At 51.8% G+C, this 23,595-nt stretch carries 17 protein-coding genes; 2 read left to right on the top strand and 15 right to left on the bottom strand.

The annotated features are described in order from the left end of the window. Positions 1–10: 10 nt before the first annotated feature. The 10 genes from FRY97_RS12825 to FRY97_RS12780 all read right to left on the bottom strand — a co-directional run bounded on the left by FRY97_RS12825 (position 11) and on the right by FRY97_RS12780 (position 11,987). The gene (locus FRY97_RS12825; RefSeq protein WP_147167941.1) at positions 11–1,474 is read right to left on the bottom strand and encodes a peroxiredoxin family protein; all 1,464 of its coding nucleotides are present in this window, start codon (positions 1,472–1,474) and stop codon (positions 11–13) included. Further along, a complete protein-coding gene (locus FRY97_RS12820; protein WP_147167940.1) occupies positions 1,443–3,185 on the bottom strand; it encodes an FISUMP domain-containing protein in 1,743 nt (580 codons plus the stop codon). Before FRY97_RS12820 ends, FRY97_RS12825 begins: the two co-directional genes overlap by 32 nt. 92 nt (positions 3,186–3,277) lie before the next feature. Next, a complete protein-coding gene (locus FRY97_RS12815; RefSeq protein WP_147167939.1) occupies positions 3,278–3,931 on the bottom strand; it encodes a hypothetical protein in 654 nt (217 codons plus the stop codon). Between the two features lie 400 nt (positions 3,932–4,331). Next, a complete protein-coding gene (locus FRY97_RS12810; protein WP_147167938.1) occupies positions 4,332–5,780 on the bottom strand; it encodes a T9SS type A sorting domain-containing protein in 1,449 nt (482 codons plus the stop codon). A gap of 123 nt (positions 5,781–5,903) precedes the next feature. Beyond that, complete coding sequence (locus tag FRY97_RS12805) at positions 5,904–6,467, bottom strand: fibrobacter succinogenes major paralogous domain-containing protein (RefSeq protein ID WP_170254626.1); 564 nt, start codon at positions 6,465–6,467, stop codon at positions 5,904–5,906. A 240-nt stretch (positions 6,468–6,707) separates the two neighbouring features. Further along, the gene (locus FRY97_RS12800) at positions 6,708–7,370 is read right to left on the bottom strand and encodes a hypothetical protein (protein ID WP_147167936.1); all 663 of its coding nucleotides are present in this window, start codon (positions 7,368–7,370) and stop codon (positions 6,708–6,710) included. A gap of 100 nt (positions 7,371–7,470) precedes the next feature. Then, positions 7,471–8,124, bottom strand: coding sequence for a hypothetical protein (locus FRY97_RS12795; RefSeq protein ID WP_147167935.1), 654 nt, complete (start codon positions 8,122–8,124; stop codon positions 7,471–7,473). A gap of 275 nt (positions 8,125–8,399) precedes the next feature. Then, positions 8,400–9,806, bottom strand: coding sequence for a TlpA family protein disulfide reductase (locus FRY97_RS12790; RefSeq protein ID WP_147167934.1), 1,407 nt, complete (start codon positions 9,804–9,806; stop codon positions 8,400–8,402). Positions 9,807–9,959: 153 nt separating this feature from the next. After that, positions 9,960–11,240 carry a fibrobacter succinogenes major paralogous domain-containing protein gene (locus FRY97_RS12785; protein ID WP_147167933.1) on the bottom strand — a complete coding sequence of 427 codons (1,281 nt, stop codon included), beginning with the start codon at positions 11,238–11,240 and terminating at the stop codon, positions 9,960–9,962. A gap of 93 nt (positions 11,241–11,333) precedes the next feature. Next, complete coding sequence (locus FRY97_RS12780) at positions 11,334–11,987, bottom strand: hypothetical protein (protein ID WP_147167932.1); 654 nt, start codon at positions 11,985–11,987, stop codon at positions 11,334–11,336. Positions 11,988–12,523: 536 nt separating this feature from the next. On the opposite strand from FRY97_RS12780, the gene FRY97_RS12775 reads away from it, so the two are divergent. Next, positions 12,524–14,512, top strand: coding sequence for an ATP-binding protein (locus tag FRY97_RS12775; RefSeq protein ID WP_147167931.1), 1,989 nt, complete (start codon positions 12,524–12,526; stop codon positions 14,510–14,512). Positions 14,513–14,595: 83 nt separating this feature from the next. On the opposite strand, the gene FRY97_RS12770 is transcribed toward FRY97_RS12775, so the two are convergent. Further along, entirely contained in the window at positions 14,596–16,068 is a 1,473-nt protein-coding gene (locus tag FRY97_RS12770; protein WP_147167930.1) for a cytochrome c peroxidase, read from the bottom strand. A gap of 374 nt (positions 16,069–16,442) precedes the next feature. Continuing rightward, positions 16,443–17,930 carry a cytochrome c peroxidase gene (locus FRY97_RS12765; RefSeq protein WP_147167929.1) on the bottom strand — a complete coding sequence of 496 codons (1,488 nt, stop codon included), beginning with the start codon at positions 17,928–17,930 and terminating at the stop codon, positions 16,443–16,445. A gap of 1,316 nt (positions 17,931–19,246) precedes the next feature. Between FRY97_RS12765 and FRY97_RS12760 the strand changes: the two genes are divergently transcribed. Further along, positions 19,247–20,023, top strand: a complete 777-nt coding sequence (locus tag FRY97_RS12760) for a response regulator (RefSeq protein WP_170254625.1) — start codon at positions 19,247–19,249, stop codon at positions 20,021–20,023. An 871-nt stretch (positions 20,024–20,894) separates the two neighbouring features. Here the strand turns inward: FRY97_RS12760 and FRY97_RS12755 are convergent. Genes FRY97_RS12755 through FRY97_RS12745 form a run of 3 tightly spaced genes read right to left on the bottom strand, consistent with a single transcriptional unit; the run spans position 20,895 to position 23,576 of the window. Continuing rightward, positions 20,895–21,587, bottom strand: a complete 693-nt coding sequence (locus tag FRY97_RS12755; RefSeq protein ID WP_147167927.1) for an SIR2 family NAD-dependent protein deacylase — start codon at positions 21,585–21,587, stop codon at positions 20,895–20,897. Positions 21,588–21,593: 6 nt separating this feature from the next. Then, the gene (locus tag FRY97_RS12750) at positions 21,594–22,760 is read right to left on the bottom strand and encodes a trans-sulfuration enzyme family protein (protein WP_147167926.1); all 1,167 of its coding nucleotides are present in this window, start codon (positions 22,758–22,760) and stop codon (positions 21,594–21,596) included. A 27-nt stretch (positions 22,761–22,787) separates the two neighbouring features. Beyond that, positions 22,788–23,576 carry a PhzF family phenazine biosynthesis protein gene (locus FRY97_RS12745; protein WP_147167925.1) on the bottom strand — a complete coding sequence of 263 codons (789 nt, stop codon included), beginning with the start codon at positions 23,574–23,576 and terminating at the stop codon, positions 22,788–22,790. Between the last annotated feature and the right edge of the window lie 19 nt (positions 23,577–23,595).

Here is a 23,595-nt window from a genome sequence, read left to right as displayed (position 1 = left end):
CCTTGGCGGCCTATAGATAGGAGATGATGTCATCCAAGGATGCAGCCCGCAGCTCAATGCGCCCCTGAGCATCCAACAAAAACATTGTGGGAGTGCCCGCTACCCCGTACGCCGTGAAGTTGGGGCCGTTCATGCCCTGCTCATCGCAGTACTTATCGGGCCAGGGGTGCTGCCGCGCTGTATTGTCGAATACTTGTATGTTTTCATCTGCTGATATGCTGATCAGGCGGATGCCTTTTTCTTTTAGCAGCTCGTAGTTGCCCGACAGTTGCGGCATGAGGTTTTCGCAGGGGCCGCAGCCGCTCTGATAGAAGATCAGCAGGGTTCCGTCGTAGCCGTCTCGGGCCAGATCGCTGCTTTGTAGTACTTTTTTCTCGTGCTCGTGGGCTGCTACATCACCAATGTGGCGGGTAAGTATCAGCGCTGGGGCTTGACTGCCCACCATGGCCGTTACATACGCCTGCATGGTTTTGCCCTCGTAGCTGGTTATTTTGCCCGAACGGATGACTTCATTGGCAATGGCTTGTACATAATCGTCTTTGCCGTATTGCGTCAGATAAAAAGTCATTTTACCTACAAAATCGGTGTATTGAGCGGGATTGGTCATCTTATCGTGCAATGCCTTAAAATCTTGAGCAAACTTGTCTTTATCATTCACCACATGGGCTTGGTACTGCACCCAACTCTGAATAATACCTTCCCAATGACCCGATACATATAAGTCTTGGATGCTCATGTGACGGGTAAAATATTCGTTGAATAGCTGTCCTTTTTCATACTCATCATCAGACAAGCGATGGGCATAACCCTGCATCAGATTGACAATAGGCAAAAAACGGGCATTGTAGTTGCTATTTTGCTTTAGGCCTTCATGAAATCGCTCATACGCTTGGGCTTGCACTGCTTTTTCTTTTTGAAAAGTAGCGTACAAAGGGTGCGTGGTATCATACAGCCGTGCTGCCCGACTCATGGTTTCATAGCGGTCTATGATTTTCTGTTGCTCGCCATTGAGCCTATTCAGCTCATTCACGGCATCAAAACCGGTGTAAACAATGTTGGTATTATCGGGCTTGTCACTCAAGCACGAAATAGCAAAATCATGTCCCGGTATGGCCATATCTATGCCGCCGCCTGTTTCGGAATTGGTGAGCAGCCACCTACACATACCCGTATAAGGGGCATATTTTTCTGGAATGGTTAAGGTAAACTTACCATTTTGGGGTATGGTATCCTGCATCACCTTCTCGGCTTTGCTGCCTTGAAAAATCACAAAATCGTAGGTCTTGCCTGCAAAGGCAGGAAACTCCATGCTGATGGACTGTGCAAAGGCACTGCTCAAGCCCAAAAAAATAAAAACAACTAGCCAATATTTCACTTTTTCTTTTGTTGGTTGATGAAAAGCAGCAGGTGTCGAGACACCTGCTGCCTTGTTTTTAATCGTTTTATTCTGCGATACAACGGATCGACATGCCATTTAAACGATTGCTGCTCATTAACGGGCTCACGTCGGTATTAGTGAAAAACAGGCGACCAGCATTAGTAAGACTCTCCGTACTCATCCAGTAAAAGCCAATAAAGCCACGGTTGGTGATCGAGCCATCAAAATTGCGGCTGCCAGCTGCAGGCAAGGTTAGGAGCTTGGGAGTACTAACTGAGCCGTAGTGTAGTGCATTACGATATTGTGTACTACTAGTACCACCCCATGGTGTTGTACGACTTACATAGTTGTTGCTGTGTACAGCAATCCACTCTGCCCTAGTAGGCACTCTCCAGCCAGCAGGGCATGGGTCGTCGGCGGTTTTAGCACCACCAGCAGTACGCCAAGCGTAGTCAGGTGCGGCTGTCGCACTCCAGCCACTTATAACCCCTGAATTAGCTGTTGCTGCTGTGCTTCCCGTAGGTGCAGCAGCAAAGTTGCTCGTGTTGCCAGCGGTTACCCAATCTGCACGGCTATCGCCTGTAATGTTTGGCCCTCTTCTACCCCATTGTACATAAGCACCGTTGAGTTTCCAAGCATCTGCTTGTGCCATGTCGTGTGGGTCTACATCGGTGTGAGCCCCTAGGTTGTGGCATAGGAATTGTTTATATTCAGTAGGTGAAACTTTTACTCCACAACCACACAAACAGTCTTTCACGTTGGCTGTTAAAGCCAATACACGGTCATCTGCAGGGTTGTTGTTGTTCGTAGCATTGATGTTATACACCGCAAAAATACGAGTGGTCATAGCGTTGCTATTGGTTAAACCTAATGCTAAAGTATTGTTGTTGGTGTTGTAATTTACCGTAGCGGTAACCGCTGTACTAATATTGTCGCCTGCATCACCACCAGAGATGGCGATCACCGCATCGCCCACATCATTGATATAATAAAAACGCACATTAGATACTGTCCCACTAGGCGTAAAGGTGTAGGTTTGTGTATGCGTAGCCGGATTGGTAAAATCAGCTTGTGTTAGTGTTCTAGATGTTAAAGGTGCACAGCCATTGGTGTTATTATTGCTCAAGGCAATATCAAAACAAGTTTTTCCACTTAAACTACCTACACCAGGCGTGATGGCAGAGGGGTCGAAGGCAGCTGCCACCGTCGCCGTCACCGTTTCGCTCGGCGTAGTATTCAGGCTATAATCATAGCTGCCCGCTGCGGTGGGCGTGCCCGTGGCCGTCAGCATGATCTCCTGACAGCCCGTAGCTGCAAAGGTGCCGCTGCCCGAGAAGGTAACCCCGTTTACCGGGCCGGCGGTGATATTATAAGAACCCACTTGTGTAACATTGGCATAAATAGTCATCGTAACGCCTGATACGGCTACGCCTTCGGTCATTGTGCCGGAGATCGAGCCCGCCGTACAGCCCGGTGTGCCGTAGCTGCTGACGATGCCCCTGCCGTTCGTAGAGGCATCTATGCCGCTGATGCAGTTCCATTCCGGAGCAGCGGGCGTGCCGTCGTTCACCTGTGGGCAGGACAAGGTAAGATTGTAAATCATAAGCCCGGTAGCCGGGCTGACGATGGCATCCCGCTGTGCCTCGGTCATGCGGGGCAGCAGGAAGCCTCCGGTGGTGGACTCCACCTCCAATACGGAAGAGGCGTCAATGGTGGTGGGGTTATCGCCCACTTTTACCTGGGCGAAGGCGGCAGTGGCGAAAAGTGCCAGGGCCAGGGTGGTGAAAAGTGATCTGAAATTTTTCATTTCCTGTATTTTGTTTTAAAGCAGGAGCCTGCTTTGGTTTTTAGAAAAAAGAAGCTGCGGCAGTAGCGGGCTGCCCTTGCCGGGCGGGCGCGCTACACCGTAGCAGGAGGACAACAGTTTATGTGCTTGGGGGGAGGCGTAGGGACGGCCCGCCCTGCTTCGCAAGGCCAGGCTATAACGAAAAACAAGGCGCTGCCCGACCGCCTTGCAGGCAGTACGGCAGGCCTTGGATAAGGGGAAATTGCTATTGTTGAAAACACCCGGCTGCCCGTAGGCGGCAGCAGCGGCAAGACCGGAAGCCAATGTGCGGCAGCCGCATCTGCTTGCAGCCACTCGCTGCCGGGCAGCACCTCTGCCCAAGCGCTGTCTGATAAGGTGAGCACCCCCGCACGGGCATCCAATACTCCTAGCGCCAAGGTCAGCCCTTTGCGGATGTGCAGCTCGCCAAAAAGGGCTACCGTGTCTGTCTGCTGTACGATCAGGCGCGGAAGGCTGCCCCCTTCGGATACGATGCGGCAGGGCACGGTATCGCTCAGCAAAATGGCGCCCTGCCCAGATACCTCCGCTTGGAACAGGTAAAGATCACCCCGCATCAGCAGCGTATCGGCTGCGTGGATGTAGAGCGCGCTGCTCCATACCGACATCCCGCTCTGCCCCTGCCCGGCCCCGTGCACACTAGGGCTGCCCCACGCTGTCATCAGACAGCTCAGCATGCACAGCAATAAAAAGTAGGGGCGCTTCTTCATGAATCGTGGTCCGCAGTGGCTATGCTTACAACGTTCCAAGGGCTCAGCCTTCAGCGGCTGAGCAGCATAGCTAAAGTATGCTGCAAAGGACCACATCTGCCTGAACACATTACAGCACTTCAGCGATGAAACCCCCTAAATCGAAACTGAACGCAGCTATAGGGGCGACCAACGAAAATTATGGCCGCCGGGCGTATGCCAAAATACCGCAGAGGTCTAAGCTTTTAAGGCTATAGCCTGGCATTGGCCTAGCGCTGCGGAGGGGTGGCAAGCCCGATAGGGCCGAGCGGATAGCGAGCCCCGTAGCATAGCGGCACCTGCCCTCAAGGCAGGGGCAGGCCCCTATCCTTGCGGAGGGGGCAAGCCCCTTCAAAATTGGTGCCCATTGAACCGGCGCCGCTTATCTCTGAATGATGATTCTCCTGATTGCCCATTGATGATCATCGGATATCACTTTTATCCAGTAAATACCCGCTGGCAGAAAAGATAGATCGTACCGTTCCTGACCTGTAGCAGGAAGAGTGGCTAATATCTGACCTGTGAGACTGATTACCTGAATTTGGTCATACTTTTGCTTATCCCCAGAGATATTAAAAACTCCATCTGTCGGGTTAGGAGAGATGGTTATATTGACCATTGGCTGTATCTCCAGGCTATTGGCCACATCAGCATCAGAATAAAACCAAACTTTGCCATTCTCATTAGGGCTATTGAAAGCGGGTGCTCCAATGATCAGCCTCTGCCCCCACACTCCTACGTCCCAGCCAAATTGAGTTTCTGAAGTGCCTGAAATCGAAGAAGTTTCGGTCATAGCCCCCCAACCTTCTTCAGGTTTATCAAAAATATAGACATCCGTTCCGCTCCAACAACCTACTGCAATCCTATTGTCGTGCAAATCGACCGACCAGCCAAAAAAGCTATCTGGTATAGGTTGTCCCGGTTGCAATTTCCCGATTTCATTAACTTCCGTCCAGTCTGCCCCTTTCTCAAATACAAATACACTGTGGTCTGCCTCGGCAGTCCCCAGGTCATCTCCAATAGCCGAGATGGCTATCGTCTCACCGTTAAATGCAAGAAACCGGCCAAACTGATTGTCGATAAAACCATTTTCAGGCTCAATAATGGTTGCTTCACTTATGAAACCGCTCCAGCCGTTGTCTGGGCGTTCAAACAGGAAGGCCTTTCCGGTTGAGCCAAAGCAAGCTGCACCTACTATGACCACTTCGCCTTTTATTGCTGCCGCCACACCAAACCAGTCCCTGTTCATTGATTCAGAGGGGATCAGCTCAGCTACTTCATTGATTTCGCCTGTCCAACCTTCCACCGGCTCTTCAAACACATAAGCTCTTCCAGGAAGGCCTTCGCTCTCAGTAGCTGCTGCCCCAACCACAATGGCCGTACCGCTGATAGCAACAGATGTGCCAAACCCACCACCTGCAACTGCTTGGGCGGGCCTCAATATGGCAGAAGGGAGCATATCTCCCCAATACGCTCCTACCCTTTCATAAACATAAACGACACCGCTTTCGTCATTGGCAGAACTCGCTCCTACCAATATTACATTCTGATCTTCATTTATGGCGATACTAGCACCAAAATTCACATATCCTGATCCTGAATGCGATAAAACTGCTTCTTCCTGCCAATTTCCCTCTACCAAACGAAAGATGACAACCTGGCCATTAAAATCACCAACCAAAGCAATGTCTTCATCAATCACTACACGCCTGCCAAATGCAGCCACCTCACTATCTCCATCTAAAAGGTGGTCTAATTGCCAATTTTGGGCATTGAGTGTACAAAAAAAACTACAGCACATTAAGAACAACCCTATCGCATGCTTTTTCATAAAATGTTTTGTGATGATGCTTCCTCAAACAGAAGCCGTTAACAATTAGCCCACAAAGACACGCAACCCTGCCATTCCGTTGGGGGGCAGGGTTGCGTGTCTATACTTCGTTTTGGCCCGGCATTAATCTTTGATGCAGCGGACGGCGGCACCTGAAGCACGAGAAATGGGGTCATTAAAAGCATCGGAATCTTGGATACCAAGCCCCCATGCTAAATTGCTTAGAACCGAACTTGACCAATAGAAACCCAATTTGCTATTGCTACCAAAGGCAAACGAACCATCTGAAGGCGAGCGGATACCCGTAGCGGTCCATCTAAGCGGGGAGGCAAAAGCACCAGCTATATTAGGAGCGCTCCAACTGTCCATTTCAGCCTGAAGCTCCACTTCTGTAGGCAGGCGGTAGCCGCTAGGGCAAGGATTGTTCACCCCGTTTACTCCTTGCCATAAATTACCGTCTTGTGGATTAAGCCAGTCCTCTTCTGGAGTAGAAGAGCCGATAATGAAGCTGCCATCCCACGGGTTACCGGCATTGGGCACTGCGGTAGTGGCATTGGCCGTAGTCGTGCCACTTGTTCTACACTGATGCCCATCGGCAAACCGGCCCCATTGGTAGAGGTCGCCGTAAGCGGCAGTATCTGTGTATGAAGTAGCGACTTGACTGCCCCCAAGTTGCGGTCCGTCCAAGTTGGGCGCAAACCAGATTGTCGTTTTTTTGCCTGCCCCTTCCGCAAGGATAGGGGGCCTGCCCCTGCCCGGTGGCAGGTGCCGCTATGCTACGGGGCTCGCTATCCGCTCGGCCTTATCAGGCCTGCCGCCCCTCCGCAGCGCTAGGCCAATGCTAGGCTATAAAGCCCCAAAAGCATAAACACCTGCGACATTTTGGTTTACGCCCTCCAAGTTTTGGCAGTGGTACCGTTGGTTACGTCATTCACCACCGTGGGCGGGGAATGAGCCAATAGGCGCAGCCACCGTCGCCGATACCGTTTCGCTCGGCGTAGTATTCAGGCTATAATCATAGTTGCCCGCTGCGGTGGGCGTGCCCGTGGCCGTGAGCGTGATCTCCTGACAGCCCGTAGCTGCAAAGGTGCCGCTGCCCGAGAAGGTAACCCCGTTTACCGGGCCGGCGGTGATATCGTAGGTGCCAGCCTGCGTCACGTTGGCGTAGATCGTCATCGTGGTGCCGCTTGCGTCCACGCCTTCGGTCAGCGTACCGGAGATCGAGCCCGCTGTACAGCCCGGTGCGCCATAGGCACTCACAATGCCTGTGCCGTTGGTGGAAGCTTCTGCCGGAGCAGCCGTGCTGCCGCTGATGCAGTTCCATTCCGGAGCAGCCGGTGTGCCGTCATTGATTTGCAGGCAATATGCAGTAAGATTGTAGATCATAAGCCCGGCTGCCGGGCTGACGATGGCATCGCGCTGTGCCTCAGTCATACGGGGCGGCAGGAAGCCCTTAGTCGTCGACTCCACCTCCAATACGGAAGAGGCGTCGATGGCAGTGGGGTTATCGCCCACTTTTACCTGGGCAAAGGCGGCAGTGGCGAAAAGCGCCAGGGCCAGGGTGGTGAAAAGTGATCTGAAATTTTTCATTTCCTGTATTTTGTTTTAAAGCAGGCGGCTGAGCCTGCTTTGGTTTTTAGAAAAAAAAGAAGCTGCGGCAGTAGCGGGCTGCCCTTGCCGGGCGGGCGCGCTACACCGTAGCAGGAGGACAACAGTTTATGTGCTTGGGGGGAGGCGTAGGGACGGCCCGGCCTACTTCGCAAGGCCAGGCTATAACGAAAAACAAGGCGCTGCCCAACCGCCTTGCAGGCAGTACGGCAGGCCTTGGATAAGGGGAAATTGCTATTGTTGAAAACGCCCGGCTGCCCGCAGGCGGCAGCAGGGGCAAGACCGGAAGCCAATGTGCGGCAGCCGCATCTGACTGCAGCCATCCGCTGCCCGGATGTGCCTCTACCCAAGCGCTGTCAGATAAGGTGAGCAGGCCCGCACGGGTATCCAATAGCCCTTCGGACAAGGTGAGCCCACAGCGGAGGTGCAGCTCGCCAAAAAGGGCGGCCGTGTCTGATTGCTGTACGATCAGGCGCGGAAGGCTGCCCCCTTCGGATACGATGCGGCAGGGCACGGTATCGCTCAGCAAAATGGCGCCCTGCCCAGATACCTCCGCTTGGAACAGGTAAAGATCCCCCCGCATCAGCAGCGTATCGGCTGCATGGATGTAGAGCGCGCTGTTCCATACCGACATCCCGCTCTGCACCTGCCCGGTCTGATGCACACTAGGGCTGCCCCACGCTGTCATCAGACAGCTCAGCATGCACAGCAATAGAAAGTAGGGGCGCTTCTTCATGAATCGTGGTCCGCAGTGGCTATACTTACAACGTTCCAAATGGCTCAGCCTTCAGCGACTGAGCAGCATAGCTAAAGTATGCTGCAAAGGACCACATCTGCCTGAACACATTACAGCACTTCAGCGATGAAACCCCCTAAATCGAAACTGAACACAGCTATAGGGGCGACCAACGAAAATTATGCCCGCTACTGATTTTGAACTGTACAGCTGAAATTGGGCTGCTGTACTGAGAAGGGCAAAATGGCTACAGGCTGCCCAATCGGGGCTGGGCCTCAACCCACCCATTCCAACCAGGCCTTCAAATGCGCTATGGATTTAAAGCTTTGCAGGATGGTGCGCTCCTTGTCCAGCATATAGTAAGTAGGGGTGGCAAACACCTGATAATCGAGCGCAGCCTGCCCGTCCCACTTTTGATAATCTGTGGTGCTGATAAAAGGGAGCGGGGCGGCAAACTGCGCAAAACCCTCCGGTGTCTCATCCAAAGAGACCATCACCACTTCAATGCCCTTGGCTTGCAGCTCGGGGTAGAGGGCAGCTACCTGAGGCAGGGCCTCCTGACAGTGGCCACACCAACCGGCCGCAAAGATGACCAGGTAGTAGTCGGCCGCCAACTCACTGAGGCGTTTTGCGGACACTCCCTCCGGGAAGTAAGTGAAGTCGGTAAACACTATATCCGGAGCCGTCGCCCCCTTGGCCATTTTCATGTACTTGTGGAGCCGTTTCTCAAAATCCGCATTGACACAACCGCAGTCATCCCCTTGCAGCAAGCGTTTGGCCAGGTACTCGCTCGAGGTGTACAGGCTGCGCTCTTCCAATACCTCAAAGAGCCGCTGCGTGATGAGGTTGAATCTTTCGTTGTCGGCTTCGAGCTGATCGATGATGAGGTCTATGAAGGTGTTCAGATGGGCATAGACGGAGTCTAAGGGCCCGCTGCTGTTCTCGATAAACCATACGTGATTTTCGACCGCCTCTTTCAACAATCCGCTTTTGTACAAGCGGTCATCTGCATAATCTATCGCCCGTAAAGCGGCTCGGGTGGCAGGGATCTCCTCCGGGCGGTATTGGGCTACCGCAGCCACGCTGCTCACCAACTGACGGATGGGCAAGAACCAGCGCATATAGCTATGGGCCGGAAGGCTGTTCAAAAAGCCGGCATCCGCTGCTTTCAGCCGCGCTATCTCATTCGCTATGCCTTGCTGTTGGCCGCTGCACTCCGCAAAAAGGGAATCTTGCGTGTAGAGCTGCTCCAAAAAACGCCAGGCGCTCAGGGCCTTTTCGTGTTGGGCATGCTGTACAGCATAGGCGGCAAAAGCCTTGTTTTCGGCACCCTCAATGATCTTTGCCGTTTCTGCAAGGCGGAATGCATCACCTGTAATCCGGGAAGCTTCGTCGGCAAGGGCTACTATCAATAGCTGCTTGCCGGCGGGCAGGATATAGCCCATGCCATAATCTTTGGCGGCAAAGCGGAGCCCAAACTCCCCGTCCGCATTGGTGGTGGTGCTGTCTATGGCATAAGCCTCAAAATCATCAAACCCATAGAGGTACACTTTCTCGTTGGGATGATTGGCGAGCCTGCCCGTGATGCTCTGACTACGGCCCTGCAACAGGGTGAAAAACAGGATCGATAGCAGCATATACCATCGGAGGGCTCTTTTTTGAGCTGTATTGGTGCATTTCATCTGTAAAAAACTTTTGTTGGCTCTAGCTATACAACAACCTACAGCCGGTACTTATCTGACGGTTGCTGATTTGCCAGCCTACAGGGGCATACAACCCTGCCCCCCCTAACGGGATGACAGGGTTGCGTGTCTATACTTCGTTTTGGCCCGGCATTAATCTTTGATGCAGCGGACGGCAGCACCTGTAGCACGAAAATCCAGATCATTAAAAGCATCGGAATCTTGGATACTAAGCCCCCATGCTAAATTGCTTAGAACCGAACTTGACCAATAGAAACCCAATTTGCTATTGCTACCAAAGGCAAACGAACCATCTGAAGGCGAGCGGATACCAGTAGCGGTCCATTTAAGCGGAGAGGCAAAAGCACCAGTGTCATTCGTCCCGGCCCAGCTTAACAGTTCAGCTTCCAATTCTGCCTCAGTAGGCAGACGGTAGCCAATAGGGCAAGGGTTGTTTACCCCGTTTACTCCTTGCCATAGGTTGTCGTTTTGTGACGTAAGCCAATCAGGGTCCGTAGCCGTTTCTAAAATAAATAGCCCATCCCATGGGTTGCCGGCATTGGGCACTGCGGTAGTGGCATTGGCCGTAGTCGTGCCACTTGTTCTACACTGATGCCCATCGGCAAACCGGCCCCATTGGTAACTGTCGCCGTAAGCGGCAGCATCTGTGTATGAAGTAGCGACTTGGCTGGCCCCCAAGTTACGGTCCATCCAGATTTCACCGGTGGCAGGGTTGGTTACGTCATTGACCACCGTAGGGTTGGCGGGGTCGCAATGAACGTATCCGGCGGGGTATGAGCCAATGGCTGCTGCCACCGTCGCCGTCACCGTTTCGCCAGGCGTGGTGTTCAGGCTGTAATCATGGTTGCCCGCTGCGGTGGGCGTGCCCGTGGCCGTCAGCGTGATCTCCTGACAGCCCGTAGCTGCGAAAGTGCCGCTGCCCGAGAAGGTAACCCCGTTTACCGGGCCGGCGGTGATATCGTAGGTGCCTACCTGCGTCACGTTGGCGTAGATCGTCATCGTGGTGCCGCTCGCGTCCTCCCCTTCGGTCATTGTGCCGGAGATCGAGCCCGCCGTACAGCCCGGTGTGCCGTAGGCACTCACAATGCCTGTGCCGTTGGTGGAAGCTTCTGCCGGAGCAGCCATGATGCCGCTGATGCAGTTCCATTCCGGAGATGCCGGTGTGCCGTCATTGACTTGCAAGCAGGGCACGGTGGTATTGTAAACCATAAGCCCGGTAGCCGGGCTGACGATGGCATCGCGCTGTGCCTCGGTCATTCGGGGCAGCAGGAAGCCTCCGGTGGTGGACTCCACCTCCAATACGGAAGAGGCGTCAATGGTGGTGGGGTTATCGCCCACTTTTACCTGGGCAGTGGCGGCAGTGGCGATGAGCGCCAGGGCCAGGGTGGTGAAAAGTGATCTGAAATTTTTCATTTCCTGTATTTTGTTTTAAAGCAGGAGCCTGCTTTGGTTTTTAGAAAAAAAGAAGCTGCGGCAGTAGCGGGCTGCTCTTGCCGGGCGGGCGCGCTACACCGTAGCAGGAGGACAACAGTTTATGTGCTTGGGGGGAGGCGTAGGGACGGCCCGCCCTGCTTCGCAAGGCCAGGCTATAACGAAAAACAAGGCGCTGCCCGACCGCCTTGCAGGCAGTACGGCAGGCCTTGGATAAGGGGAAATTGCTATTGTTGGAAACGCCCGGCTGCCCGTAGGCGGCAGCAGCGGCAAGACCGGAAGCCAATGTGCGGCAGCCGCATCTGCTTGCAGCCACTCGCTGCCGGGCAGCACCTCTGCCCAAGCGCTGTCTGATAAGGTGAGCACCCCCGCACGGGCATCCAATACCCCTAGCGCCAAGGTCAGCCCTTTGCGGATGTGCAGCTCGCCAAAAAGGGCTACCGTGTCTGTCTGCTGTACGATCAGGCGCGGAAGTCTGCCCCCTTCGGATACGATGCGGCAGGGCACGGTATCGCTCAGCAAGATAGCGCCCTGCCCTGATACCTCGGCTTGGAACAGGTAAAGATCACCCCGCATCAGCAGCGTATCGGCTGCGTGGATGTAGAGCGCGCTGTTCCATACCGACATCCCGCTCTGCACCTGCCCGGCCCCGTGCACACTAGGGCTGCCCCACGCTGTCATCAGACAGCTCAGCATGCACAGCAATAAAAAGTAGGGGCGCTTCTTCATGAATCGTGGTCCGCAGTGGCTATGCTTACAACGTTCCAAGGGCTCAGCCTTCAGCGGCTGAGCAGCATAGCTAAAGTATGCTGCAAAGGACCACATCTGCCTGAACACATTACAGCTCTTCAGCGATGAAACCCCCTAAATCGAAACTGAACGCAGCTATAGGGGCGACCAACGAAAATTATGCCCGCTCCGGATTTTGAGCTGTACAGCTGAAATTGGGCTGCCGTACTGAAAGGGGCGCACGAAGGATAAGCTTCCCTATGTGGCTCCCCTTGCCTGACGGCACGAGGGGCCCCAAATGCGGTCATTTGGCATTAAAGCCTACTTCTTCTGTAGCCTTTGATTCATTTTTCTGGCTTTCAAACGCCAAGGAAAATGAATTTGCAGTAATTTTGCCAGTGCCTACTTCATAAATGAGAAAGCTGCTTCATGCATTGCTTTTCAACATTAATTGTTGATTGTCCTCAGGTATGAGCAGCCGAGCTAAACCCGTCTGTGCAAAATCCAAAGCCTGCACAGGTCCAAAATAAAATACAATGCTCCTTATCAAACGCTTGTCCCTCATCCTTTGCGCAATTGTGTGCGCTTGGCCCAACTCCTTTGTCAACGCACAGCAGCTTGATAGCCTGTTTAACGTTTGGCAGGATAAAAACGCACCTACAGTGTCGCGCATCGATGCTCTTTATTTGTATCTAGCCAGGCGGCAAGCTAACTTACATCCTGATTCTATATTCCATTTATCAAGACAAGCGTACACCTTGAGTAAATCTTTGAACGCGGATGGAGAACAACAAAAACTGAAAGCAGCTATCGTTTTTAGCTATGCTCTGGTGTCTAAAGACTCCTCAATCCAATCTATAAGGATCATACAAGAAGCACTCTCAAACACTCGTGATTTCGAGATATTAAATATCACCTTATACAATACATTATCAGCTAATTTCCACAAATTAGGAAACTTCGAGCAAGCCATTCATTACGCTCTGAAAAGCGAGCAAAGTCTTCAAGCTTTACACCCTAGATACTTACGGACTCGGATTTTGAATAAATCTAATCTTGCCGGATTGTACTTAGAGCTTGGTGCGTTTGAAGAAGTACAATCAAAAATAGAAGAAGGGATGCAGCTGATAGAGCAGCATAATGATCACAGATCGCTATTGCTATATTTCCTGAGCAATAAAGGCGAGCTACTGAAACGTCAGGAGAAATGGCCGCAAGCCAAAGCTGTCATCATTCAGGCTCTTGAAAGCCTAATCACCGACCCTTTAAGTACTAAGCTCGAAAAAGACAGCCTTCAAATTCATGCTAGGTACCTCGAAATTATAGCGAATAACTACGCCAACCTCGTAGAGGCCCTGTTAGCGGAAGAAAAGTATGACTCAGCACAGGCTATACTGCCCAACTTAAAACTTGCGGCAGAGGTGAGTGCCTCTGCTTTCAATACCTGTAAAGCGTTGGAGTGGGAAGGGCGTCTGCTGCTACAAAAAAATGCCCCGGCAGCAGCCACCCAAGCCTGCAAAGAAGCCTTAGAGGTGTCCGAGTCGAGCGGCTTGCTCGAGCAAAAGCGCGATGCAGCAGAATGCCTTTACCTGGGGTATAAAGAGATGGGCGATTATAAACAGGCCGTAAAATACTTGGAGGTGTTCAAAACTACAGCCGACTCCCTGCTGAACAGCGAGGCCATCCGAGAAGCCGAACGGATCAAAGCCGGCTTCGAACTCCGCCTATTGGAGGCCAAACAGCAGGAACAGCAAGCATTGAGCACATTGGCGCTAAATAAAAAACAACAGCTCATCTACCTTCTAGCTGTGATACTTCTGCTCGCAATTGCGCTAGCTGTGGTATTCTACTACGAGAACAAAAAACGCAAGCGGCTCAACGAAAAGCTGTCCGTACTGAACAACCGCATTGAAAGGATGGTACGCAGTGTTTCACATGATTTAATTGGCAACCTGGACTTGGCCATAAGCAGTACGATACTCTACAGCATGGGGGATACAGGTGCAAGCCAAAAGCCCATGATGCTGATCCGTGATGCTTTGAAATCGCTCAAGGACTATGCTTTAAGGCTATTGCAGATGCCTTTCATTTCTGAGTACGTAGATCACCGTTCGACAGACCCCAACCCGGCGTTAGAAGAAACACTCCTGATGTTCAATGAAGCACTGGGGAAAAAATCATTCCGCACAAAGTCACTTCCCCTTCCCAGTCTAGACTTGCCTGATTTTATCATACGGCAGCTCTTTCACAACCTGATGACCAATACCCTGAAACATGGCGTTCCGGATTCCGAACGGCCTTCCTTATCCGTATACGCTCGAAAAAGCAGCTCAGATGCAGAAATAGTTTGGGAAAACAACGGCCCTGCGCTTACGCCGGCTCAGCATGAACAGCTCTTCAGGGAAAGAGACGACCGGCATAGTGGGCTGAACCTGCTGAAGGCCAACCTCGAACAATATGGGTACAGTATCAACGTAGACGCGCAGTATGACACGGGCGTTAGGTTTGTCATTCGCAAACTTTAGAGGGTTTATCCGCAACCCTCAACTTGCTTAAAGCGGTTTAAACAGATGGCAGGTGCTTCCTAAGCGCCTGCCATCTGTTAGAATTAGTGCTTTACAAATTGACCTGCGTAAACCTTATTTTCTGAGCGATTAAAAACCGACACACTATATACGCCCGACGGCAAATGCGCCACCCCAATTGGTGCGCGGCCCGCATCTACATCCGATTCGCACAGCATTTCCTGGCCTTGAAGATTGTGAACTTTGAGCATATAGCTACCCGTAGGCAAATCCTTTAAGCGGATATAGCCGGTTGCTGGGTTTGGGAAAATATTAAGCTCTTGGGTTGTGAGGTTTTGCGTTACGAAACTGATGCCATTGCCCACAATATTAATATTCCCATCCTCATCAAAGGGGTTTGACCACTTTTCATCCGTGTATATCGCTTGCCCGGTAAGGGTTTTCACGAATGCCGTAACCTGTGCTTTTTCTTCCTCTGTCATGTGAAATCGCGTAGGGACAATATTGCCCTGCGGATTAAAAAAGGCAAAACCCAAGCCTAGGCCATTTACGACTTCCAGGCTGTCATTGTAATGATTGAGCACATCATCAAATGTGGCCGCTTTACCATTGGCAAACATTGGCCCGTTCACCTCGCCCTGAGGGTTAAAAAGATCACGCAGTGTAGGCGATTTAGTCAACTGTAGATTAGGCGTTCCATCTATTTCTGTAATTACCCCATTGTGCAGCCCCTCTGAAGCAGAAGAGAAATTGCCAGGAACATGACAAAAAGTTGCACAGCCTAGGCCTCCCCCGATCCTGTTTGCAAAATTTTCCCCAATTTCTATCTCAGGCGCTTCAAGACAAAGAGCTTTCCCTAAGTTTTCTTCTTCTGTGAAATTAGGGAAAGGCTCCGAAATATCATCTACCAATTCCATTCCTTGATCAAACTTGGAGTCATAAGACATGATACTGCGCAAGAATTGTGCTAATGCTCTGCCTATCCTATCTCTTGTTACTTCTGAATCGCCAAAAGCAAAGGCAAATAGCTGCTGATAGTAATCCAATGCTGCCAATTCCTCCATTACATCATCAAAGTCGGGAGCTCCATTCTGCCCACTGTTACCCATTTCTATGTGATCTTCGATAGGCTTAGTAACGGCTTCCTCCAATATAGAGTCCCGCTGATCCCAAAAAAAACCGATGTCAAATGGGCCACCTGAGTTTTGGATGTTCCTGACATTTACCAGGCGCATAGCATGAAGGTTAGTGGTGCCATTCACGCCTTGGCTTGCAACCTCCGTATCCCCAAAAGCATTAGCCTGCTTATGACAACTTGCACAAGCTATCGTATTGTCCGAAGACAGTTTCTTATCGTAAAACAGCACCCTCCCTAATGTCGCTATGGTATCATTGATCCGATTGTAGTCAGGCTCGTCGTCATGAATTCCAAATGCATCGGCGTAAGCTGGTATTTCTTGGCTCGAATAATCAAAAAGGTGGTCTAGATCTATTGTGCCTGCTGTAAAGACGATAAGCATGATTAGCAGCCCTACATAGATGTGTAAATTTTTCATGGTTTTTAGTTTAATAAGATGAAGAAAAGCCTAAAAAAGACCTTCCATGGCCCGCCAATACAGCAATGCCCACTGAGCACAACTCAAAATTGTTGTTTTCTGGATCCGTCCTTGCCTTGATTAGAGTGGAATTGCGCGTAAACCAAAATGTCGCAGGCGTTTCAGTTAGCCTGGCATTGGACTAGCGCTGCGCAGGGGTATTAGAGCGCTTGTTAGGGCAGAGCGGATAGCGAGCCCCGTAGTATAGCGGCCCCTGCCGCCGGGCAGGGGCAGGCCCCTATCCTTGCGGAGGGGGCAAGCAAAAAAACGACAACCTGGTTTGCGCCCTGTAAACAGATGGCAGGCGCTTAGGAAGCGCCTGCCATCTGTTAGAATTAGTGCTTTACAAATTGACCTGCGTAAACCTTATTTTCTGAGCGATTAAAAACCGACACACTATATACGCCCGACGGCAAATGCGCCACCCCAATTGGTGCGCGGCCCGCATCTACATCCGATTCGCACAGCATTTCCTGGCCTTGAAGATTGTGAACTTTGAGCATATAGCTGCCCGTTGGCAAGTCCTTTAAGCGGATATAGCCGGTTGCTGGGTTTGGGAAAATATTAAGCTCTTGGGTTGTGAGGTTTTGCGTTACGAAGCTGATGCCATTGCCCACAATATTAATATTCCCATCCTCATCAAAGGGGTTTGACCACTTTTCATCCGTGTATACCGCTTGCCCGGTAAGGGTTTTCAAGAATGCCGTAACCTGTGCTTTTTCTTCCTCTGTCATGTGGAATCGCGTAGGGACAAGATTGCCCTGCGGATTAAAAAAGCTAAAACCCAAGCCAATGCCATTTACGACCTCCAAGCTGTCATTGTAATGATTGAGCACATCCTCGAATGTGGCCGCTTTACCATTGGCAAACATTGGCCCGTTCACCTCGCCCTGAGGGTTAAAAAGGTCGCGCAGTGTGGGCGATTTAGTGAACTGTAGATTAGGCGTTCCATCTATTTCTGTAATTACCCCATTGTGCAGCCCCTCAGACGAAGAAGAGAAATTACCGGGAAAATGACAACCATTCGTACAGCCCAATCCTCCTCCGATCCTGTTTGCAAAATTTTCCCCAATTTCTATCTCAGGCACTTCAAGACAAAGAGCTTTCCCTAAGTTTTCTTCTTCTGTGAAATTGGGGAAAGGCTCCAAAATATCATCTACCAATTCCATTCCTTGATCAAACTTGGAGTCATAAGACATGATACTGCGCAAGAATTGTGCTAATGCTCTGCCTATCCTATCTTTTGTCACTTCTGAATCGCCAAAAGCAAAGGCAAATAGCTGCTGATAGTAATCCAATGCTGCCAATTCTTCGATCACATCGTCAAAGTCGGGAGCTCCATTCTGCCCACTGTTACCCATTTCTATGTGATCTTCGATGGGCATAGTGACGGCTTCCTCCAGCATAGATACCCGCTGATCCCAAAAAAAACCGAGACCAAAGGGGTTTTCTGGGCGTAAGATATTCCTGACATTCACCAGGCGCATAGCATGACGGTTAGTCGTTCCATTCACGCCTTGGCTTGCAACCTCCGTATCCCCAAAAGCATTGGCCTGCTTATGACAACTTGCACAAGATACTGTATTGTCCGAAGACAGTTTCTTATCGTAAAAAAGTACCCTGCCTAATGTCGCTATGGCATCATTAATCCGATTGTAGTCAGGCTCGTTGTCAAAAATCTCGTCGTCAAAAATTTCAATTCCACTGGCGTAATCTGGTATTTCTTGGCTCGAATAATCAAAAAGGTGGTCTAGATCTATTGTGCCTGCTGTAAAGACGATAAGCATGATTAGCAGCCCTACATAGATGTGTAAATTTTTCATGGTTGTTTAGTTTATAAGATGAAGAAAAGCCTAAGAAAAGACCTTTCATGGCCCGGCAACACGACAATGCCCACTGAGCACAACCCAAAATTGTTGTTTTCTGGATCCCCCCTTGTCCTTAGGATTGGGGCCGCCTCTGCCTGACAGCAGTGGCCGCTATGCTGCGGGGCTCGCTCCTCGCTCGGCCCTATCGGGCTTCCCACCCCTCCGCAGCGCTCGTCCGGTCTCATCCTATGGCCAACAAAGCCCTGAATAGCCTCGGATTTTCAGCCTGCGCTCTGCCCTCTTTGCCCAATACCAAGTTTGTTATGGCCACCTAAGTCAGGATGCTGCTCCGCGCCTGCTGCATAGTATAAAGACATGGGGCCGCTATTTTCCGGCTATCGAGACAAAAGACGTAGGTACAACCTACACAAAGCGTGGGTAATAGGGCGCTAGGAGGAATTCAGCGAGGCGTTCGGCGAAGAGAGGCAAAAGAGAGCAAGTCATTACTGACTAATGTTGGATTATCAAGCTACAAATACAGAACTGCAACTTTACGAAAACGCTTGCTCTTCTAAAATTGGCTTTGCCAACAGGGAGCTACACCTGCGGCAAAGCCAAGAAATAAATAAGCATTACTACACTTAAGTAAGTTCAACACACTGAACTTGTCCTAACTACTTGTAAAGAAAAGGTTATTGAACAGGGTCAAGAAGAACCTTTCAGACAAACGCACGTATAAGCAGATGAACGGGTCAAAAAAGGGGATGAAAGCATATTAAGGGGCTGACTGAGACGTGAGGGCCGAGCCCAAAACGCCCTACAGGATTGGGGCTGAACCGCCTTTGCGCAGGCGGCAATGCAATGCCCTGTGCTCCCCATCAACAAAGCCGAGGCAATGAAAAGACTTGCAATTACCCTGTCAAATCAGGTGTCCGATTGCGCACAGTTGAGTTTCTTGCGTAAATTAGCGTACCTGATGCCCTGAAAGTTAAAGCCTGCCAAAGCCTGATAGAGCAGGGGCTGTCTTCACCACCTGCTTTATAGGGGCCTTAGCATTAAAAAGGTTACTATCCCGGCTTTGCTGCGTCACAAAGCCGCTCCCTGATTTTCATGTAAAAGCAGGGCTTCGAGCTGCGCTGAACGCCGGTTTCACACCTCAGATCGCCCAAAACCCGCTGTCCCAAGCTAAAAAACACAAACACTAATCCTATAAGGCTAATATTAGTGCACACGCTGCGTTGCTAAACCTAAGGGTTGCCCCATTTGATATGTGCCAACAGTGGGCGCTCTCAGGTATCTGGGCACGCGCAAAAACTCCTTACGTTAACAAAATGCATAATGTCATCTTTCCAAACATCAAGCTCCTGATTGTTGAAGATTCCGTTTCCTTTCGCTCATTATTGCAGCTCCTGCTCGACGAGCTCCACATCCAACAGCCTATTTTCGCAGACAATGCACGCGATGCGTTTGCCCTTTTTGAGCAGGAACAGCCTCATGTCTGCATACTCGATATTGATTTGGGCGAAGGCCAGACCAATGGCATCGAGCTTGCAGAACAGATCAGGGAGGCCGATCAGGAGGTCCCCATCATTTTCCTGACTTCCTTCTTCACCGAAGAATTCTACTTCAAAGCCAGGCATGTCAACCCCACCAACTTTATGAGCAAAGAGATCTCCCGCTTCAAGCTGATCCAAGCATTAGATATAGCCATCAATCAGCATATCGAGTTCAGGGAGAAAAATGAGGCCCGCCCACAGCCCCCGGCTGTGCCGCCCCTCATCACTGATGATAAAGCTTATTTCAGGGTTGGCGACTCCTTCAAAGGGATAGACTTGTGTGATATCTCTTATTTCTACTCTAAAGACAAACTGACCTACGCGCGGGTGGGCAGGCGCAACTTCCCGACCAATGTACAGCTCAAAATGATTGAACAAGAGCTCTACCCCTTGTTTTTGCGTGCACACAAAGCTTATGCCGTCAACCGGAAGCATATCAAAAGCCTTAACATCAAAGAGGGCAATCTAATTTTAGAGAAGGGCGATGAAACCCTCCCTATTGGATATGCCTACCGGAAGCACCTCTTGGCTGAGCTGAAAATACTGAAATGACCTGTGGGGCGCCCTTTCTGCCCCACAGCCTGCCTACCTGTACGGGGCCTAAACCAAAATATTGCAGGCGTTTATGCTTTTCAGGTTCTAGCCTGGCATTGGCCTAGTGCCTCAAGCCATAAATCCTTGACACCCCAAGTTTCGTTATTTTCCGTCTACTCTTCGTTAAAGAACCGCTCCTTTAGCTCGGGCTAAAGTCGCGAACCTTAGCCTTGATTAGCCGGAAAATAACTTCAACTTAAGTATCAGAGATTTATGACTTAAGGCACTAGCGCTGCGAAGGGGTGGCAAGCCCGACAGGGCCGAGCGGATAGCGAGCCCCGTAGCATAGCGGCACCTGCCCTCAAGGCAGGGGCAGGCCCCTATCCTTGCGGAGGGGGCAGGCAAAAAAAGGGCAATCTGATTTGCGCCCCCTGCTCTTTATCCGAGCCCTATGACGCGCGCTGATAGCAATTTTCGGTTTATCTGCCCTATACACCCGTTCAGATGCATATAGGGGCTTTTATCTGCTTTGAGCTTTAAAACGGGCTAAAATCTCGATTACTTTGTACCTAAGGTTCTCAAAAGAGTAGAAGCAATAATTACATACCTTTTATGAAATGTACTTTTTCGGTGTTAAAGAGCTAAACCGCCCTTAAGAGTATTGTGCATTTTTGTCAGGAGTTTAATTAGGGGCTCTCTCAAAGCCCCTTCTTGAAACACAAGCAGCTGTTTTCAATTACTGGTGCTAATTGGGTTGAAAATACAAGCTGAAACGATTAAGCTCCCTATGGTCCCGCTAACACTTTAGCGGGACTTTTTTATTGTGCAAAGCACCCTCGCCCCTTCCCTGCCTCCCCGCTGATATACACAATGTGCCCTCCCAAAACCGCTACCCGCCCAACAGGTCGTTGACAATCCTCGGCACTCCGCTCGTGGCGGCCTCCGGCACCACTTCGAGGAAAGGGATGCGGCTGAGCTCATAATTGATGGACGGGCGGGGGTCGATGTAAAAAATCTGATGGGCTTTGTGGGCCAGCCCGACCAAGCCTGCAGCCGGATAGACCTGCATAGAGCTCCCAATGACCAGTACCATATCTGCTTCATAAACGGCAGCGGCGGCAGGCTCTAGCATAGGCACTTCCTCTCCGAACCATACGATATGGGGCCTGAGCTGATGCCCTTTTTCGCAAAGGTCGCCCAAGCGCAGGTCGCCCTCCCACTCATATACCAGCTCCTCAAAACGGGTGCTCCTGGCTTTGCGGAGCTCTCCATGCAGGTGCAGGACGTGCCCCTGCCCGGCCCGCTCGTGCAGGTCGTCTACATTTTGGGTGATGACCGTCACTTCGTAATCCCTTTCCAATGCTTTTAGGGCCAGGTGGCCCGCATTCGGCTCCACTTCTTTCAGTTGCCGCCGCCGTTGGTTGTAAAACTCCAGGACCAGCTCGCGGTTTGCCGCCCAGCCCTCTGGAGAAGCGACTTCCATCACATCGTGCCCTTCCCAGAGCCCGTCTGCGTCCCTGAATGTCCGGATCCCGCTCTCTGCGCTTATCCCTGCGCCGGTCAGGATAACAATTTTTTCCATAACTGATCAGTGTTGAACGGCATCCAATGCCTGTTTCAAATCGGCCCAAAGCCATTCTGTATCTTCCAAGCCCAGGTACAAGCGCACAAGGGCCCAAGGCACCGGCGGATCTTCCCGGCCGGGCACTTTATAAAAAGCTGCCGAAGGCAGTACCAGGGACTCATGCCCGCCCCAGGATACCGCTAGCAGGAAATGCTCTAGCCGGTCAAAAAAAGCCTCTGCCTCAGCAAAGTCGGTCGTTTTTAAATAGAAAGACAACAGCCCGCCAGCACCGGACATCTGCCGCCGGGCCAGCTCGTGCTGCCCGAAGGAAGGCAGCCAGGGGTAATTGACGGAAGCCACAGCAGGGTGGGCCTCCAAACGCGCTGCAATATCGCAGGCCGTACGGTGGCTCCGCTCCATGCGCAGCTCCAGCGTCCTTAGCCCCCTCAGGGCAAGGGCTGCATCGTGGGGGGAAAGCACCCCGCCCAACGTCATGTACTCCCCCTTGAATATCTTGCTGATCTGCTCCCGGGTACTGCAGACTGCACCAAAGACGACGTCGCTGTGGCCGTTGAGGTATTTGGTGCCGGAGTGTACCACCAGGTCAATGCCCAAAGCTGCCGGGTTTTGGAAAACCGGGGAAGCATAGCTGTTGTCTATGCAGGTGACGATGCCCCTCCTCTTGGCCAATGCAGCACAGGCAGCTAGGTCCTGCAGCTCGAAAGTCAGAGAATTGGGGCTTTCGAGGTAGAGCAGCGTGGTCTCCTCCCGGATAGCGCCCTCCACTGCCGCAAGGTCCTGCCCGTCCACGAAGGTACAGCTCACCCCAAAACGCGGCAGATAAGTGCCCATCAGGGAACGCGCCCAGGAATAGGGCGCATTCACACAGGCCACGTGGGCACCGGCGTGCACGTTGGCCAGCACCGCTGCGGAAATGGCGGCCATCCCACTGCCAAAGACCAGAGCATCCTCCGTTTTCTCAAGCGCTGCCAATTTCTCCCTCAAAATGTGGACCGTGGGGTTGTCGCCACGGGTGTAGACGGGCCGGTCTGCCTCCGAAGCCAGAGCGTGCCTGAACGCATCCAGGGTCGGGAACGCAAAATTGCTGCTCTGTACCACAGGGGGCGTGACCGCATTGAAGTAATCTTCCCGGTTTTCACCAAGGTGCATCAGAATTTCGCTCAGGTGCATAGCCATATCAATGTGCCCTCAGGCGGGTTAGTCGATTTCGATCCATCCTTCCAAGTAAGTTACGGCTTGGCCAGAAAGCGCTACCCGGTCGCCCAGCATCGTACACCGGATGGCGCCGCCCCTTGCGGAAAGCTGACGCGCCTGCATTTCCTGCTTGCCCAGCCGCTCTGCCCAATAGGGGGTCATAGTGGTGTGGGCCGAACCCGTGACCGGGTCTTCATCCACCCCGGCGTTGGGGTAAAAACAGCGGGAGACAAAGTCTACTTCATTGCCCGGAGCCGAAACGATCACGCCACGGCTGCGCACTTCCCGCAGCTTCCGCAAATCGGGGGCAAGGGCAGCTACAGCCTCCTCCTTGTCCAGGATGACGAGGTAATCATCCCTACCCATCCAAACGCTGTCCGGTTGTAGCCCAAGAGCTGCTGACAGCACCTTCGGGGGCAGGGCCTCTTCAATATTGTCCACGGGAAAATCCATAATGTACCCCTCCCCTTCCCGGCCGACGGAGAGCAGCCCGCTCTTGGAATGGAAAGAGAGGCTGTTGCCTTTTTCGCCAAAGTGGCGGAAAAGGCAATGCGCAGCGGCAAGGGTAGCATGCCCGCACAAGTCTACCTCTACCGTAGGGGTAAACCACCGCAGCTGATACTCCTGCGGCCCCTGCTGCACGTAAAAGGCAGTCTCCGAGAGGTTGTTCTCCGCAGCGATCGCCTGCATAACGGCATCGGGCAGCCAAGCCTCCAACGGGCAGACCGCCGCCGGGTTGCCGCTGAACCGCTTGCTGGTGAAAGCATCAATTTGATAAATGGGTAATTTCATATTGGGAGTTAATTTTTAT

It is taken from the genome of Phaeodactylibacter luteus, from assembly GCF_007993045.1.
Classification (GTDB): domain Bacteria; phylum Bacteroidota; class Bacteroidia; order Chitinophagales; family Saprospiraceae; genus Phaeodactylibacter; species Phaeodactylibacter luteus.
Note: the sequence above shows the minus strand (reverse complement) of the source record. Positions and strands in the feature narration are given on the sequence as shown.